Source organism: Aquimarina amphilecti (genome assembly GCF_900109375.1).
In the GTDB taxonomy this organism is placed as follows: domain Bacteria; phylum Bacteroidota; class Bacteroidia; order Flavobacteriales; family Flavobacteriaceae; genus Aquimarina; species Aquimarina amphilecti.
In genome coordinates, this window is sequence record NZ_FOAB01000002.1 from 565,923 (window position 1) to 579,710 (window position 13,788).

Annotated in this window: 13 protein-coding genes; 7 read left to right on the top strand and 6 right to left on the bottom strand. The window is 31.3% G+C overall.

What is annotated here, in order from left to right; all coding sequences use genetic code 11:
- Positions 1 to 81: 81 nt before the first annotated feature.
- Positions 82 to 2,940, top strand: coding sequence for an alpha/beta hydrolase family protein (locus BMY33_RS06765; protein WP_091406917.1), 2,859 nt, complete (start codon positions 82 to 84; stop codon positions 2,938 to 2,940).
- On the opposite strand, the gene BMY33_RS06770 is transcribed toward BMY33_RS06765, so the two are convergent.
- Positions 2,918 to 3,466 carry a GNAT family N-acetyltransferase gene (locus BMY33_RS06770; protein ID WP_091406918.1) on the bottom strand — a complete coding sequence of 183 codons (549 nt, stop codon included), beginning with the start codon at positions 3,464 to 3,466 and terminating at the stop codon, positions 2,918 to 2,920. The two genes, BMY33_RS06765 and BMY33_RS06770, sit on opposite strands and share 23 nt — an antisense overlap.
- Before the next feature lie 66 nt (positions 3,467 to 3,532).
- Here BMY33_RS06770 and BMY33_RS06775 point away from each other — a divergent pair, with 66 nt between their 5' ends.
- Complete coding sequence (locus BMY33_RS06775) at positions 3,533 to 4,873, top strand: DEAD/DEAH box helicase (RefSeq protein WP_091406919.1); 1,341 nt, start codon at positions 3,533 to 3,535, stop codon at positions 4,871 to 4,873.
- Between the two features lie 147 nt (positions 4,874 to 5,020).
- On the opposite strand, the gene BMY33_RS06780 is transcribed toward BMY33_RS06775, so the two are convergent.
- From BMY33_RS06780 to BMY33_RS06795, 4 genes are all read right to left on the bottom strand, one after another.
- On the bottom strand, positions 5,021 to 6,334 hold the full coding sequence (locus BMY33_RS06780) for a metallophosphoesterase (protein ID WP_091406921.1): 1,314 nt from the start codon (positions 6,332 to 6,334) through the stop codon (positions 5,021 to 5,023).
- A 199-nt stretch (positions 6,335 to 6,533) separates the two neighbouring features.
- Positions 6,534 to 6,737, bottom strand: a complete 204-nt coding sequence (locus tag BMY33_RS06785) for a helix-turn-helix domain-containing protein (protein WP_027394774.1) — start codon at positions 6,735 to 6,737, stop codon at positions 6,534 to 6,536.
- 2 nt (positions 6,738 to 6,739) lie between these two features.
- Positions 6,740 to 7,258, bottom strand: coding sequence for a DUF2975 domain-containing protein (locus tag BMY33_RS06790; protein WP_091406923.1), 519 nt, complete (start codon positions 7,256 to 7,258; stop codon positions 6,740 to 6,742).
- Between the two features lie 2 nt (positions 7,259 to 7,260).
- A complete protein-coding gene (locus BMY33_RS06795; RefSeq protein ID WP_091406926.1) occupies positions 7,261 to 7,782 on the bottom strand; it encodes a DUF2975 domain-containing protein in 522 nt (173 codons plus the stop codon).
- A 150-nt stretch (positions 7,783 to 7,932) separates the two neighbouring features.
- Between BMY33_RS06795 and BMY33_RS06800 the strand changes: the two genes are divergently transcribed.
- The 4 genes from BMY33_RS06800 to BMY33_RS06815 all read left to right on the top strand — a co-directional run bounded on the left by BMY33_RS06800 (position 7,933) and on the right by BMY33_RS06815 (position 11,882).
- Positions 7,933 to 9,081 (top strand): aminotransferase class I/II-fold pyridoxal phosphate-dependent enzyme, encoded by a 1,149-nt coding sequence (locus BMY33_RS06800; RefSeq protein WP_091406929.1) that lies wholly within the window; start codon positions 7,933 to 7,935, stop codon positions 9,079 to 9,081.
- A gap of 19 nt (positions 9,082 to 9,100) precedes the next feature.
- Positions 9,101 to 9,742: a dethiobiotin synthase gene (bioD, locus tag BMY33_RS06805; protein ID WP_091406931.1), complete on the top strand. Its 642-nt coding sequence runs from the start codon at positions 9,101 to 9,103 to the stop codon at positions 9,740 to 9,742.
- Complete coding sequence (gene bioA / locus BMY33_RS06810) at positions 9,739 to 11,004, top strand: adenosylmethionine--8-amino-7-oxononanoate transaminase (RefSeq protein ID WP_091406933.1); 1,266 nt, start codon at positions 9,739 to 9,741, stop codon at positions 11,002 to 11,004. The genes bioD and bioA overlap by 4 nt, the downstream gene beginning before the upstream one ends.
- Positions 11,005 to 11,120: 116 nt before the next feature.
- The gene (locus BMY33_RS06815; RefSeq protein ID WP_091406934.1) at positions 11,121 to 11,882 is read left to right on the top strand and encodes a hypothetical protein; all 762 of its coding nucleotides are present in this window, start codon (positions 11,121 to 11,123) and stop codon (positions 11,880 to 11,882) included.
- 76 nt (positions 11,883 to 11,958) lie between these two features.
- On the opposite strand, the gene BMY33_RS06820 is transcribed toward BMY33_RS06815, so the two are convergent.
- Positions 11,959 to 12,396, bottom strand: a complete 438-nt coding sequence (locus BMY33_RS06820) for a cytochrome c oxidase assembly factor Coa1 family protein (protein ID WP_091406936.1) — start codon at positions 12,394 to 12,396, stop codon at positions 11,959 to 11,961.
- A gap of 142 nt (positions 12,397 to 12,538) precedes the next feature.
- Between BMY33_RS06820 and BMY33_RS06825 the strand changes: the two genes are divergently transcribed.
- Positions 12,539 to 13,705, top strand: a complete 1,167-nt coding sequence (locus BMY33_RS06825; RefSeq protein ID WP_091406937.1) for a beta-ketoacyl synthase N-terminal-like domain-containing protein — start codon at positions 12,539 to 12,541, stop codon at positions 13,703 to 13,705.
- The last annotated feature ends 83 nt before the right edge of the window (positions 13,706 to 13,788 follow it).

Consider the following 13,788-nt stretch of genomic DNA (forward strand, 5'->3'; position numbering starts at 1 on the left):
GATTTTGTATAAAATTATGTTAAACCATTAGTTGTAGGTAAAACGTTTTATACATTTCAGCAGTAGATATAATTCAACAAGATGATTAAGAATATAGTTACCCTAGTTTTTTTCAGTTTTACAACATTAATTTTTGCTCAGAAACGATCTTTAAACCACGAAGATTATGATTTATGGAAAAATATTCCGGATACTAAAATATCTAATAGTGGAAAGTTAATAGTATCGGTAATTCAAACTTCTACTAAAAGAGGAAATGGACACTTGGAAATCTATAATACTGAAAATAAGAAGAAGTTTACTTTTTTTAACGGGTATGATTCTTCAATTACCAATGATGAAAATTATGTAATTTTTAAGCGTAAGCCAAAATATGAGACGGTTAGAAAGGAAAAAAAGAAAAAAGTAAAGAAGGATAAGAAAACAAAAAATGATTTGTTCATTTATGATGTAAGAAATAATAAAATATATGATTCTATTATAAGGATAAACTCTTATAAAGTTCCTGAAGAATCTGATGGTTGGGTCGTAATTGAAAAGTATAAGAATAAGAAGCCGGAAAAAGAAAAAAAAGGAAAAGACACGTTAGAAATTAAGAAAAAGGATACAGTTAAAACCGAATTAGGAAAGGCATTTAAACAGAATTATGCGTTGGTGTATAATCTAAATACTAAAGAACAGGATACTATTTTTCAAATCAAAGATTTTATTCTTTCGGAAAATGGAAATAATTTCTATTATTCCAAGAAAAATGAGAAAAAAAAGGAAAAAGACATAGGTGTATTTGAATATGATATTGTTTCTAAATCTAAGTTTTTGATAGATTCTACTAGATATGTATATGATAAGTTATCAGTTGATAAAAGTGGAAAACATTTTTCATTTATTTCGGCCAAAGATTCTACTCATATAGATTCATTAAAATATGAATTATTCTATTATAAAGATAAAAGACTAACAACCATCGTAGATACTTTAGGTAAAAACTTACGAAAAAATTGGGAGTTAGGTATTGGTAAAACATCATTCTTTTCTGAAAATAGTAATAGATTTTATTTTTATTCAAAACCTAAAGTTGTGTTCCATCAAGACACAACACTTATGGAAGACGAAATCCCCCAAGTCGATGTATGGAACTGGAAAGATAAAATGATACAGCCTGAGCAAGATGTTCGGTTCGAGGAGTTAAAAAATAGAGGGTTTATGTCTTATTATGATATAGAAAAAAAATCTATAGTGCATATACAAGATGAAAAAATAGAAGATATTATTGTAGATAATGATAGAGAGCAAAGATTTGTTTTAGGAGCTACAGGGGCTCCTTATGACGTTCAGCGCTCATGGTTTCTTCCTTGGACTAGGGATTTTTATGTAATAGATACTTACACAGGTCAAAAACGATTAGGTCTTACCAAAACTGCTTTACAGCCCTTCCTATCCCCTAACGGTAAGTATGCACTATATTATGATATATTTGAAAAGCATTGGTTTTCTTTAGAATTATCTACGTTGAAGAAAACTAATCTTACTAAAAAAATAAAAGTTGCTTTTTATGATGAAAATGATGATCACCCAATGTTACCTTATATGCATGGTTTCGGAGGATTTGATATAAAAGGCGATGTATTAATTTATGATAAATTTGATGTTTGGAAAGTGGATATTACTGGAAAGGCAAAACCTACTAATATTACCGTTAATGGAAGACAGAACAATATAGAATATAGGACTTTAAGATTGGATTCAGAAAATCAGAACATCGCGTCTTTCAGTAATGATCATTTATTGATTACAAGTTTTGATATGACTACTAAGTCTTCAGGATTATATATTTTAAAAGATAATAAGTTGGTTGAGAAGATTAAACCAACGAAGTTTTTTATAAATAGATATGATAAAGCTAAAAAGGGAGAAGTTATTACTTTTAGAAAGCAAAACTTCAACACTTTTCAAGATCTTCATTATACGGATAATGCTTTTGAAAATATTACTCAAATAACAAAAGCGAATCCACAGAAAGAAGATTTTAAATGGGGAACCGCTGAACTTTTTAGTTGGAAAGCTTATGATGGTACCAAGCTAGATGGAATAATTTATAAACCTGAAGATTTTGATCCTTCTAAAAAATATCCTCTTATTACATATTTTTATGAAAAGAGGTCGGATAGTTATCGAACTTATTATACTCCGAGACCAAGTGCCTCTATAGTTAATCCATCGTATTTAGTAAGTAATGATTACGTGATGTTTGTTCCAGATATTGTTTATGAAGATGGAAAACCTGGACCAAGTGCATATAATTGTGTCGTTTCTGGAGTGGAGGCTTTAGAAAAGTTAGGGTATGTGGATAGTGAAAATTTAGCAATTCAAGGCCAGAGTTGGGGAGGCTATCAGGTAGCATATTTAGTTACCGTAACTAATAAGTTTAAGGCAGCAATGGCAGGAGCTCCTGTAAGTAATATGACATCTGCTTACGGAGGAATTCGATGGGGATCCGGATTGAGTAGAGCTTTTCAATATGAGAGATCTCAAAGTAGAATAGGAAAGAATTTGTGGGAAGGTTTTGATTTATATGTAGAAAACTCTCCATTATTTGGAATTCCGAAAATTGAAACACCTTTATTGATGATGCATAATGATAAAGACGGAGCAGTTCCTTATTATCAGGGTATAGAAATGTTTATGGGTATGCGTAGATTAGGAAAACCTGCTTGGTTGTTAGTGTATAATGATGAAGCACATAACCTTAGAAAAGAAAAGAATAGACAGGATTTGTCTATTAGGATGATGCAATTCTTTGATTACTATTTACAAGACAAGCCAGCGCCAAAATGGATGACAGATGGTGTTCCTAGAGTTGATAAAGGAAAAAACCTTGGTTATGAATTAGAAGAAAAATCAATGGAGACAGGGAAAATTATTCCCAGCTCCAATAGATAAGATGCCATTTTATCTTATCACTTTCATAAACTATAAGGTCTTTAAAACCAATAGCATTGTGAGCTCCTAGCGAACGTGTATTGTTTGCTGCTACTTCAGTAATAAGTAGATCGTATTTTTTTTGTAGTTCTAGTTTCATTTGTTGGTATAAACCTCTAAAAACTCCTTGCCCACGATACTCTTTATCAATACAAACTTGTCCCATGACAATATATTTGTTTGTTGGGTTCAATGAGTTTTCTATTTTTTTGAACATCGGTTTGAGAACTTCAATGTCATTCCCAAAATCTGAAGTCATACATAAGGTATAGCCAACAACTTTATCCTGGTTTTTAGCAATAATATGAGGTTGTTGGTCATTCATTCTTTTTAGGATATCAAAATCATGTTCTACCGTAACAAAACCTTCTTTTTTTTTCTCTTCTGACGAAATTGAAGTAGTTAGGTTTTTTTGTTGAAGCAGAAGGATTTGTTCCAATTCTTTGTGAGAGGTAACAGTGGTATATTTTAGATGTTGAACAGCCATCTTTTTAACTTTAAAATTTAGATATAAAGATAGTATTATACACCTATCTTTGACTAAAATATTTTTATGTCAAATCAGTTTTTAAATTTAGGAGTTGCTGCTCCTTTGCAAAAGAGTTTAGCAGACCTAGAATTCTCTACTCCTACAGATATTCAGGAAAAATCGATTCCTATTTTGTTGCAAAAGAAAGATGATTTTGTTGGATTGGCAAAGACTGGAACAGGAAAAACCGCAGCTTTTGGGTTGCCTTTACTACAATTGATTGATTTGGATGTCCCAACTATTCAGGCTGTAATCCTTGCTCCAACAAGAGAATTAGGGCAACAGATTTATGATAATTTAATGTCCTTTTCTACGTATTTGCCTGGTATATCTATAGCTTTTATATGTGGAGGAATTCCTATTAAACCGCAAATAGAGCGGTTAAAAAATACTACTCATATCGTCGTGGCAACTCCAGGCCGTTTAATTGATTTAATAAAACGTAATAAGATTGATATCACAGATGCCGACTACTTGATTCTTGATGAAGCTGATGAAATGATTAGCTCCTTAAAAGACGGATTAGATGAAATCGTTGCAGTCTTACCAAAGAAAAGAAGAACGATTTTATTTACGGCAACAATGCCAGGAACAATAAAGCAATTGATCCAGAATTATATGTCCAAACATGTGATTCAGGTAACTGCAGATATGGAAACTGTTGGTCATGAGGGAATCGATCATCAGTATGTTGTTGTAGAACCTATAGAGAAATTAGAGGTTCTCATGCATTTTCTTAGTGCTAGAGAAGGAGAACGCGGGATTATTTTCTGTAAAACGAAAGCAGCAGTTAATAAATTAGCAAAAAACCTAGCAATCAATAAATTCTCTTCTGGAGCACTTCATGGAAGTTTATCACAGCCTATACGTGATAGAATAATGGGACAATTTAGAGAAGGTCATATCAATATCCTTGTTGCGACAGACTTAGCTGCTAGGGGAATTGATGTAAAAGAGATATCATATGTAGTTAATTATCATTTACCAGATGTGTATGACACCTATGTACATCGTAGCGGAAGAACAGCAAGAGCAGGCGCTAAAGGTCTTTCATTAACAGTATTGCAAAAAGAAGAAGTTGATGATTTAGCCGAATTTACAGAAGAATTAGGAATTGTTTTTAAAGAGTTTAAAAAAGCAGATCCTCAAAGTATAGAAGAGAATAATACGCTTTTATGGGCTAAAAAAATATTTAAAACCAAGCCTAATCACGATGTGTCAACAGCGTTTAAAGAAAAAATTAAAACTGTTTTTCATCATCTTACAAAAGAAGAATTGATTGAGAAAATATTAGCTAATCATTTAATAGAAAAAACAAATACTGTTTCCTTAAAAACGGAAATACCTAAAAAGAAAAAAAGATAATTTTCTAGTATCTTATTGATAATTATTTAGGATATAAAGAAGAAATTGTAATTATAAGTTTGTCTATATAATTACAATTTCTTTTTTGGATTACTATTAAATGCTAACTTTTCCTTTAGATATATAAAAGAAGATGTTATCTGAATTTTAATATGGATGACTAATTGAAGAAAGTCTAATAATATTTCCAATGGTAGATGTTATCATTTTCCAATCATTTATTTTACCAAAAGAAAAATCTCTGTGATACATATTATGAGTATTTTCTTGCTTAATAATACCAATATCAACGACGTTTAATGAGCCGTTTTCAAAAACTAAAGCTTCAGAAGATGTCTCGATAGCATTAATATCATATACTTTTCCATCATAGAGAGGTTTGATTTTCGGAACATTTGTATGTCCAATTATGATTTGGGATGCATTATAGGTTTCAAGAATAGTATTTACTTGTTGAGAAGTTGCTTTTTTTATCTCATCATTTTGCCTAATATAACCTCTGTATTGAGTAACTCCTGTTTTTCCTAAAACAATTTCTTTCAAGCTATTGTCTACTGATTTGTTTTCCCAGTAATCCCACATAGCTTGGTTAATTTGTTGTAAACTAATTTTTTTATTAGCTGTATTAGGACTTATTCCGCCATGTGTAATAACAATAGAACCAATTTTTACAATAACAGGTCGAGTTCTTAACCATTTTCCTAAATAAGTTTTATCGGAAAAAGCATCTTTAAAAGACATCATTTGTTGTATGGCGTACAGATTAAGAGGGTCGACTCGACTAAAATTTCCTTTAAGAATATATTGTTCATGATTTCCAATAAGATAATGTACCATACCACCAGCTTCTCTTGCTTGTTCGGATAGGGAAACTATTTTCCATAAAACACTGCTAACTTCATTACCACGATCAACCATATCACCAGCAATTACTAAATGGTTTTTGTTAAAACTCCAATTTCCATCAGAATCAATAACTTTTAGACTTTTTAGAGTGCAATCCATGTAGGTGTAATCTCCGTGAATATCACTTATAAATGCAATTTTGTTAGGTGCATTGTTTACCTCAGTAATTGGTTTGTTGATATTTGGTAACACAAAATCTAGTTGTTTATCTCCTGTATCTATGCTGAAATTTTTGATGCTGTTATTGTAATTTTTGTGGTGTACAGTACCATTATAAAACCAATCCACTGATATGTCCTGATTTTTATCATAAGTGACTATAGGTCCTTCAAGGAAATCTTTAGTAAAACTGGTAGAATCAGCAGTTCCAGATAAGTTGATATTGATATCTACAAACTTTGCTTTAATAGGTACTAGAAGTGAAGTGTATACTCCGTTTTCAGAAAAGAAAACTGAACTTTGATTGAGTTTATACGTGATGAGAGTGAGCATAATGAGAATTATACCTAAGATTGGATAAAAAATGAATACACGTATTTTTTTTAATTTTTTCATGATTTTACTTTTAAAATGAGACAAAGAAGTGGCTTGTCGAAACTTTTTTGAGCTCAACAAATTGATAGCTAGGATCCAGAGGATTCTATAGAATTTTAATTATAGAGAGGGTTTTACATAAGAGTACTTAGGAATAAACTTAGTAATAATGCTATTGATTTCATTTGATTGATTTTTGCATTGATTGGTTTGAAAAATATTATGGTTGATACTCTAAAATATCTGATGGTTGACATTCTAATGCTTCACAGATTGCTTCTAAGGTAGAAAAACGTATAGCTTTGGCTTTTCCTGATTTTAGAATAGATAAGTTGGCCGTAGTTATGCCTATTTTTTCTGCCAACTCTTTACTTTTCATTTTTCGCTTAGCGAGCATAACATCTAGATTTATAATTATTGGCATAGCTATATTGTTAGTTCGTTTTCTTCTTGTAGTGTAAAACCTAATTTGAATATGGTAGCAATAAATGCTGCAAAAACACCTAATCCCATGTGTAATAGTCCAGGAGTTATATCATCAAAAACAATTTTGTTGTTAATTAGAATTCCTATAACTGCATAAGCTACTGGTAAAATTAGATTCAGTATGGTAAACCATCTTAAATATTTTATAGCTACTTCAGTAAAAAGTTTTTCAGCACTAAATGTTTTAAAAATCAAAGACAGTACTAAGAAAAATGTAGAATAAAGTATTAAAAAACAGAAAACACCTATAAATGCAATTGGATTATAATCCCCTTTTATCATAGAATTTGTAAAAGGTATGTGTATCTGCAATTCATTTAATTCCGTGATAACAAAATTATTACTTATTAAGGATACTATTATTAATAATAGAAAAACTCCATACCCTATCATAATTAATCGAGTACTATAAAATAGTACAGTTGATAAGGATTTTTTTCCAAACATTTTTAGTTCCATAATTATACAGTTAATTGGTTTTCGGATTGAATTTCTACTCCTCTTTTGAAGATGAATGCAATAATAAAAATAATTCCGGCCATAAAAAGGAATTCAGAACTTCCCCAGTCTAATTTAAAGACAATGTCTTTTTTTTGTAACCACTTACAATAGCGATTTGCTATGTATGCTAATAAACCTGCCCACAAGGATATATAACTAATAGAGGAAATTAATCTAGCCACAACTTTAGTAAAGGGTTTATTAAAATCTATTATTGAAAAAATCTTAATTACTAAATAAAACAAATAAGCTTTTAGAGCGGTTACCGAAACAATTAGTGATAAAACAAAAACATAATATTTAACAGAAGACTTATAAAGATTAGACAAATCTAAATCTAAATATAAGTTCTCCGTAGCTTCTAGATTTAATAAAAGACTAATTCCTCCAGATATTAGTATGGCTCCCAGTTTAATGCATAAGCTAATAAATAGTATCCAGGACACTATTTTCATTAAGGTTATAATTTGTTTTGTTTTCATAATTATTATCGTTTTACGATAACAAAGATATAAAAATTATTGAAAAACAATAATTTTTTATTAAAAAAGAATATTTAATTGTTGTTTTTCAAAACTATGTGTATATGCTAGAATGATTCTAATGGTACCATTTTATTGTATTTTTACAGGATGAATGGTTTTCCAAAAAAGCTTGAACAAAAACTTAAGGATAGACAAGGTGATAAAGCATTACGTAGTCTTCCTAAACAACATAGCATCATTGATTTTTCATCAAATGATTATATAGGTTTTTCCTCATCAAGGTTAATTTTTGATAATACTCATAAGATATTAAGAGAGAAAGGAATTCATCAAAATGGCGCTACAGGTTCTCGATTATTATCTGGAAATCATCAATTATATACTGATACAGAAACAATGTTGACTGAATTTCATAATGCAGAAGCTGCATTGATTTTTAATTCAGGATATGATGCAAATGTTGGTTTTTTTTCATCAGTTCCGCAAAGAGGTGATATCATTTTATATGATGAATTTATTCACGCTTCTATCCGAGATGGAATAAGAATGAGCAATGCTAAATCGTATAAATTTAAGCATAATGACTTTGCAAATTTAAGAACTAAGTTATCGTCAGTTAGGGTAGAATTTAGAAATGAACAAGAGGTTTATATTGTTACGGAATCTGTATTCTCGATGGATGGAGATATTCCTGACCTAGCACTTTACGCTAAATTTTGTAAAGAAAATAAATGTCACTTAATAGTTGATGAAGCTCATGCGGTTGGAGTATTTGGAAATAAAGGTGTTGGTTTGATTCAAGAATTGGGATTAGAGCATCAGGTGTTTGCAAGGATTAACACCTTTGGAAAAGGTTTAGGTTGTCACGGAGCAGTAATATTAGGATCTTTAGCATTAAAAAGTTACTTAGTTAACTTTGCTCGAAGCTTTATTTATACTACTGGGTTACCACCACATTCTTTAGCAACTATTCAAACAGCTTATCAAGAACTCAAAATTACTTCTGATATAGATAAATTACATTCCAACATTCAATTTTTTAACCATAAAATAGCTACTATAAAATTAAAACCTCGATTTATAGATAGTAATTCTGCAATACATTGTTGTGTGATTTCAGGTAATGAAAAGGTAAAAGTGGTGGCTCAAAATCTTCAGGTAAATGGATTTGATGTAAAACCTATTTTATCTCCTACGGTACCAGAAGGTAAAGAACGATTACGTTTTTGTTTACATTCTTATAATACAAAAGAAGAAATAGCAGAAGTGTTAGCGTTGTTAGCTACCTTTGTTTAAAATTAAAATAGACACTATCATGTCGAAACAAGTTGAGGCAAATTCAAAAAAGATATTCATTACAGGTATTGGTACAGATGTTGGCAAAACGATTGTATCTGCAATAGTAGTAGAGGCGTTAGAAGCGGATTATTTTAAACCAGTTCAAGCAGGAGACCTTACATATTCTGACACGCATAAAGTAACAGAATTAGTCTCCAATACTACTTCAAAATTTCATCCAAATGCATATGCATTACAAACTCCAATGAGCCCACATGCTGCTGCAGAAATTGATGAAATCATAATAGATTTAAAAACAGTAGAATTGCCAAAAACCAACAATGATATTGTTATTGAAGGTGCAGGAGGATTACTAGTTCCTCTTAATGAGAAAGAGACTATTTTGGATCTTATACACCCTGATTACAAGGTAATAGTTGTTTCTAGGCACTATTTGGGAAGTATTAACCATACGTTGTTAACAGTGAAATTGTTACAAGAAAAAGGGTTTGATCCAGTAATTGTTTTTAGTGGAGAGGAACATGTAACAACAGAAGAGATTATTCAGAAAATGACAGGTGTTCGTATTATTGGTAGAATAGATAATGAACCTTATTTTGATACTATGGTAATTAGAGAATATGCATCATTGTTCAAAGATAAATTAGAAGCCTTATGAATTTAAAGGAAAGAGATAAGAAACATCTTTGGCACCCATTAACACAACATAAAATACACCCTGATGCACTACCAATAGTAAAAGCAGAAGGAGCGTTGTTATATGATGATCAAGGAAAAGAATATATAGATGGTATCGCTTCTTGGTATACAGCCGTGTACGGACATTGTAATCCTTATATTTTAGAAAAAGTAAGTGAACAAATGCGGACATTGGATCAAATTGTTTTTGCTGGGTTTACACATGAGCCAGCAGTTAAACTTTCTGAAGAATTGATCAAAATATTACCCGATAATCAGGAAAAAATATTCTTTTCTGATAATGGATCTACTGCGAATGAGGTAGGAATTAAAATGGCACTTCAATATCACTTTAATAAAGGAGAAAAAAGAAATACAATCATAGCCTTTCAAGATGGATTTCATGGAGATACATTTGGAGCCATGTCGGCGTCAGGATTATCTGTGTACAACGGACCGTTTGAAGATTTTTTTATTGATGTACAACGAATTCCAACGCCTAACAAAGAAAATTTTGATGAGGTAGTAAAACAGCTATTAGAAATTATCAATTCTTATAATGTTGCTGCTTTTATATATGAACCTCTTGTTCAAGGGGCTAATGCTATGCAAATGTTCGAAGCACAGTATCTTAATGAAATTTTAAAAATTTGTGTCGCTAATACTGTTATTACTATTGCGGATGAAGTAATGACAGGTTTTGGTAAGACAGGAAAAAATTTTGCATCAGAATACGTAGAGACCAAGCCAGATATTATTTCTATGTCTAAAGCTTTAACAGCTGGTTTTGTGCCAATGGCGGTTACTAGTTGTACCCAAAATATATATGAAGCTTTTTTAGATGATTCTGTGGGCAAAGCATTTTTTCATGCACATACGTACTCCGCTAATCCGATAGCTTGTTCTGTTGCTATTGCTGGAATAGAGCTTTTGAGTTCTGAGGAAATTCAAAAAAACATTGAAGTAATTATTGAATCACATCAGGATTTTGATCTTAAAATAAGAAACCACTCTAAGGTGAAAACGACACGACAAAAAGGTGTTATTTATGCTTTGGATTTGGATATAGAGATGGATCGTTATGGTAAAAAGAGATATGAAATCTTTGATCATTTTATGAAAAATGGGGTTTGTCTTCGTCCGTTAGGAAAAACAATCTATTTATTACCGCCTTATGTTATCAAGAAAGGTCAATTGGATAAAATTTATGATACAATTATTTCTGTTTTAAACTCTTTGTAAACAGATGACTATAGTATAGCTAAGAAATTTGATCACATTTTAGGGTAACAAATATCGCTCTTAAGACACTAACTATCGACTTCGTGTATAGCGAGGATAATTAAACCCATTTAATAATGAAAAAACTTTTATTTCTATCTGCGATTACAATTTTTGCAAGTTGTGATAGTGATTCTGTCTCTGATGAATTTGACAATGCCAATGGAGATGCTGCAAAAAAATTAATAGAAAGCGTGGAATTTAATCCTGCGCAAATTGATGAAGAAGATCAAGTGTTTACAGTAAATTATGATGCCAATAATAACGTAACTAGTGCATCTAGCGGAGCTGGAACAGTTGGGTTAGTGTATGAAAATGATGGATTGTCGACGGTTACAGGAGATGGTGATCCTTTTAGTATAAGTGAATTATATCAAGATCCATATGATGCTTTTGAGACAGGAGATGTATTAGAATATGATACCAGTGGAAACCCGATTTCCATTAGTGTACTCGAGGAGTATTATGAATACAATCAGGCCACAGGAGAGTATGAAGAAACTATAGAAGAGTATATTGCAACAATAACATATGATGCTACACCGAATCCTTATTTCTATACGTTTGAAGCTGCTGGTTTAATTGAGGTTTTAGATAGAGTTCAATTAAACTTTAGTATGATGCCGCAAAGTTCTGAAATTGTTAGAGCGCGTGCACTATTTCCTTTAAATAATATTAAATCTATTGTTTACAAAGATGAAGATGGTGAAGTTGTTGGTGAACTTAAAATTGAATACGTATACGATGCAGATAATTATCCAACTTCTGCAACATTAACTGTGATTGATGAAGATGAGTTGTCATCAGTATATACAATGACATATAATTACAAGCAATAATTTTGCATAACCTACTCAAAAAAATAAGAGGACTTCTTGAAAAAGAGTCCTCTTATTTTTTTATGATATTTCGAAGCTAATTTTCTTCGGATCCTTTTCCCCACAATAAATCGACTTGTTCGTTTGTTTCTTCAAGTATAACATATAGTTCAGAATACGTCCAGGTATCATTTTGTTTGGTACCAACAATATATATTCTGGCTTCTCCGTCAGGACCCTTGATCGGTATGGAGATGTCTACAGAACCTTCGTCATTTTCAAATTTTAAACTACCATTCATTATACCATTAGTTTCTATTGGTTCTCCTAGCTTTTGAACAACATACTCATCTTGTTGTGCTTTTAAAAGGCCGTCTTGATAAGGAGCTGAGTTTGTAAAAGCTTTAGAAACACCAAAAACAACTGAACCAAGGAATACAAAAAATATAACGATTATTGTGAAACAACCTCCTACAGGTACAACCCAAGGCCAATTTCTTTTAAACCAACTTTTTCGTGGTGTATGTTCTTCCATAATATAGATTGCTTTTTAGTTATTTATATGTATCAATTTCTATTGATTTGTTACAAAAGTATATTTTATAATTTCATTAAAAAAAGTGATTTACAGTTGAACAAAATTCAACAAACCCCTACATTTGTTCAAAAATTAAGTGTTGCAAAACCCTGTATCAATAACTGGAATCTCATCTATTTCTCCGATAGGAATTTTTTCCAAAGAGATTTGGAATTTATATAAGGAATCATCACATAAGATTACTTTTGAAGACTTTGCTGGAAGTATAGCACCAGTTGCAAAACTAAATTCAACATCAAGAAAAGAAATAGAAAAACTTAAAGAAGAGAATTCTCAATATGCTTCTTTAGATGATTCTGTTTTGTTTGCACTATTTGCTGCCAGAAATGCTATAAAAGAAGCAAACTGGGAAGATGAAGTTGATTTTGGAATTAATGTTGGATCCTCAAGAGGAGCAACAACTCTTTTTGAAAAATATCATAAAGAGTTTTTAGAAACCAATCAATCTTCTACATTAAGTTCTCCGACTACTACATTGGGTAATGTGTCTTCTTGGATTGCTCAGGATTTAGGATCTAATGGTCCAGATATAAGTCATTCTATTACCTGTTCTACAGCATTGCATGCAGTATTAAATGGTGTTGCATGGTTACAATCTGGTTTAAGCAATAAGTTTTTGGTTGGTGGTAGCGAAGCTCCATTAACGCCATTTACTATTGCGCAGATGAAAGCTTTAAAAATTTATGCATCGGCCACTACAAACCCTTATCCTTGTCAAGCAATGAATTGGGATAAGACTAGAAATACAATGTTTTTAGGGGAAGGAGCTGGGATTGCTTGTTTAGAAAATGGAATTACAGAAAATGCGTTAGCACTGATTACAGGAATTGGATATGCTACAGAATCATTAACACATAACATATCTATATCAACTAATGCAGATTGTTTCCAGAAATCTATGAAAATGGCTTTAGGAACAACCAACTTGGAAGATATTGATGCAATAATATTACACGCTCCTGGAACGATAAAGGGAGACCAAGCAGAATTTAATGCAATTAAAGCTGTTTTTGGTGAAACTGTTCCTGCATTGACGACAAATAAATGGAAAATTGGTCACACATTTGGGGCTAGTGGGATTTTAAGCATGGAACTAGCAATTTTAATGATGAAACATCAGGAATTTATACCAGTCCCTTATATAAGTCATAAAACAATTCCCCAGAAATTGAATAAAATTATTGTAAATGCTGTTGGATTCGGAGGAAATGCGGTTAGTATTTTGTTAGAACTCCCGCAAAAATGAATATAGATTGTTATTAAAACTATCGAATTTGATAAAGCTAATTTGTGTTTTTTGATTTTAAACAATTACTTTTGAAAATTCAC

Bases quoted from the DNA above. Each gene is read 5' to 3' on its own strand.
- BMY33_RS06765 (WP_091406917.1), top strand. From the start codon at position 82: ATGATTAAGAATATAGTTACCCTAGTTTTTTTCAGTTTTACAACATTA.
- BMY33_RS06770 (WP_091406918.1), bottom strand. From the start codon at position 3,466: ATGGCTGTTCAACATCTAAAATATACCACTGTTACCTCTCACAAAGAA.
- BMY33_RS06775 (WP_091406919.1), top strand. From the start codon at position 3,533: ATGTCAAATCAGTTTTTAAATTTAGGAGTTGCTGCTCCTTTGCAAAAG.
- BMY33_RS06780 (WP_091406921.1), bottom strand. From the start codon at position 6,334: ATGAAAAAATTAAAAAAAATACGTGTATTCATTTTTTATCCAATCTTA.
- BMY33_RS06785 (WP_027394774.1), bottom strand. From the start codon at position 6,737: ATGCCAATAATTATAAATCTAGATGTTATGCTCGCTAAGCGAAAAATG.
- BMY33_RS06790 (WP_091406923.1), bottom strand. From the start codon at position 7,258: ATGGAACTAAAAATGTTTGGAAAAAAATCCTTATCAACTGTACTATTT.
- BMY33_RS06795 (WP_091406926.1), bottom strand. From the start codon at position 7,782: ATGAAAACAAAACAAATTATAACCTTAATGAAAATAGTGTCCTGGATA.
- BMY33_RS06800 (WP_091406929.1), top strand. From the start codon at position 7,933: ATGAATGGTTTTCCAAAAAAGCTTGAACAAAAACTTAAGGATAGACAA.
- bioD (WP_091406931.1), top strand. From the start codon at position 9,101: ATGTCGAAACAAGTTGAGGCAAATTCAAAAAAGATATTCATTACAGGT.
- bioA (WP_091406933.1), top strand. From the start codon at position 9,739: ATGAATTTAAAGGAAAGAGATAAGAAACATCTTTGGCACCCATTAACA.
- BMY33_RS06815 (WP_091406934.1), top strand. From the start codon at position 11,121: ATGAAAAAACTTTTATTTCTATCTGCGATTACAATTTTTGCAAGTTGT.
- BMY33_RS06820 (WP_091406936.1), bottom strand. From the start codon at position 12,396: ATGGAAGAACATACACCACGAAAAAGTTGGTTTAAAAGAAATTGGCCT.